1 protein-coding gene is annotated in these 2,485 nt (G+C 41.3%); it reads right to left on the bottom strand.

Features of this window, described 5'->3' with window-relative positions; genetic code table 11:
- Positions 1–111 precede the first annotated feature (111 nt).
- Positions 112–1,929 carry a reverse transcriptase domain-containing protein gene (locus JCM17102_RS20840; RefSeq protein ID WP_025076552.1) on the bottom strand — a complete coding sequence of 606 codons (1,818 nt, stop codon included), beginning with the start codon at positions 1,927–1,929 and terminating at the stop codon, positions 112–114.
- Positions 1,930–2,485 lie beyond the last annotated feature (556 nt).

Raw genomic sequence — 2,485 nt, 5'->3', positions numbered from 1 at the left:
CCATAGGCTAAGCACCAGCGCCTTTCCGTGTTTTAATACGGTAGGTTTCCAAGCACTCGCCTCCGAACCGTGCTGACAGGTCTCCCCGTACACGGCTCTCCACCTTCTCATTCAGTCTAACTTTCCAGCGTGTATTTTGTGATGACATACTGAACATACTGCTAATGTTTTACGTTTGCGTGAAATCATTTTAATATCCCAATCACTTTTACCTTTAAGGTCTTTCAGTTTGCGTACATGGTGCATTTCAAGGTTATCTGTAGCACCGCAGTTTTCACATACCCGTGCTTGAAGTCTCTTGATTAGACCATTTCTGCCACCAGTTATGGCAATAGTGTTTGGCAGTCTGTCATCCAAATACCTATTGGGTAATTCCTTTCGCTTAAAACCTTTGTCGTAGAACTCACGTCTGAATTCATATCCTCTTTTGTTGGTGTACGGTATGGCAAACACCCCGTTTTTCTTGTACTTCGCAATGATTTTCTTTTTCGAGGTACTGTACTTTGCGGCATACGTCTTATACATACTGTATTCCATGATATTATAGAATGAATCAATGACGGGACTGTTGTTTGCTATCGAGTAGAAGTTATAGAACCCCATGATTTCAGAATTATATTGGCTTATAATCTCCAAATCGTCAAGGCAGCGCATGTATGTACGCCCCTTGGGTTTCCAAACCTCCTTGCCATTTTTCACGATGATTTTTAACGCATCGTATTCAAGGAGCTTCTTCCGCATCACTTCGGTTGTCACATACAGTACTATCTTATGGTCTAAACTTCTTGTCAGATGTCCGTTCTTATCCCTATGGGTGTCATTGGATTTGCGTACAAATACGTCATAACCAAGAAATTTGGCATGTTTCCTCGCATTGGTTATCAGCGTTTTCTCATCGGATAGTTCCAATTTCAATTTGTCAGCCATAAACTGCTTTATGTCCTTCTTGATTTTGATACAATCCTCTTTGCTACCGATAACACCAATGAGAAAATCATCCGCATATCTTACATATTTCAAACGCTTCATAGTTGCATCCATTTCATCACTTGCAGGATAGTTGAGACGTTCTCTGACAATTTCCTTGATTTGCATCGACAGTCGTTTCCGTTCCGTTTTGTCCGTTGATTTTTTCAGTTTGGCTACTAACTTGGCTTTCCGTTGTCCGAAACGTTTTACTATCGGATTTTCCTTACGCCTTTTCCCCTTGTTGAATTTTTCAGTGTATTCCTTGATGTATTTGTCGAACTTGTCAAGATAGATATTTGCCAATATCGGGCTTATTATCCCACCTTGTGGCGTTCCGCTATACGATTTGTGAAATACCCAATCTTCCACATATCCGGCATTCAGAAACTTTCGAATAAGGCGTAAGAAACGCATATCTGAAATACGTTCTGAAAGAATGGCTATCAATACCTCATGGTCTATATTGTCGAAGAAACCTTTGATGTCTCCCTCGATGAACCATTTTGTACTGTTGAATGTCTTTTGTATGCTCCAAAGTGCAGTCTGCGGACTTCTCTGTGGTCTGAAACCGTGAGAAAAATTTTCAAAACTGCCCTCATAGATTGCTTCCAAAATCATTTTTATAACCTCTTGCAGAAGTTTGTCAATGAATGACGGAATACCCAGCGGTCGCATTTTTCCGTTTTTCTTGGGAATGTACACCCGCTGAGAGGGATTTGGCTGGTACGTCTCATCTTTGAGCATACCTATTAACCGTTCAATATGGGATATACTGAAACCGTCAATGGTTTTTCCATCGACACCTTTCGTCATATTGCCCTGCTTCGCATAAATACTTTGGTAGGCAATGTAGTACATCTCTTCATTAAACAGTATCCGATACAAACGTTCAAACTTGTAAGCCAAGTCGGAACTATGTTGTGTTAGACTGTTTAATATCTTTTCCGGATTTCTTTTCATGTCTCTCACATTTTCCAAAATTTGACATTAAACGATATTGGCTGCTTCCCTTCGCCATGTACAAGGCTTTCCCTTGCTCGGACTACTACGGAAGCTCTGTTGCCATATGGGTTGCCCCACTTAGGCAATCCCCGTTTAGACATATAATAACTATTGGCATGATAGATTGTCGGATACGACTTTCGTCCTTTACTATGTATGTAGTTGCTCCGTGATAAGTTCTTTTGCCCAAACAACCTGATGGGAGAAGCTGGGTATCACGGCATGGCGTAGGATAACTTTTTGAGTTATATAACTGTCTTCCGCCAAGGCTTAAGCATCGAGCCGCTTAGACTATCGTTCAACCAGTATAGGCTTTATCCTCATATCTATCGTTTCACCTCGCCACTCGGTCAAGACTTGACAGTTAGTCCACTCGTGGCTTTTCCGACATGCTACACTCCCCATCGTCTTTCGTTGAATGGATAAGTCGGCTGGTGATAGGTTATTATTTCAAAGAACACGAACCTAATAGCTTGCCAAAGCTATATTTATTATATGCCTTTACGGGCGCACC

The organism is Bacteroides faecichinchillae JCM 17102, assembly GCF_000614145.1.
GTDB lineage: Bacteria > Bacteroidota > Bacteroidia > Bacteroidales > Bacteroidaceae > Bacteroides > Bacteroides faecichinchillae.
Note: the sequence above shows the minus strand (reverse complement) of the source record. Positions and strands in the feature narration are given on the sequence as shown.

What these genes read in the sequence shown, in the direction of transcription:
- JCM17102_RS20840 (WP_025076552.1), bottom strand. Translation starts at nt 1,929, where the DNA reads ATGAAAAGAAATCCGGAAAAGATATTAAACAGTCTAACACAACATAGT.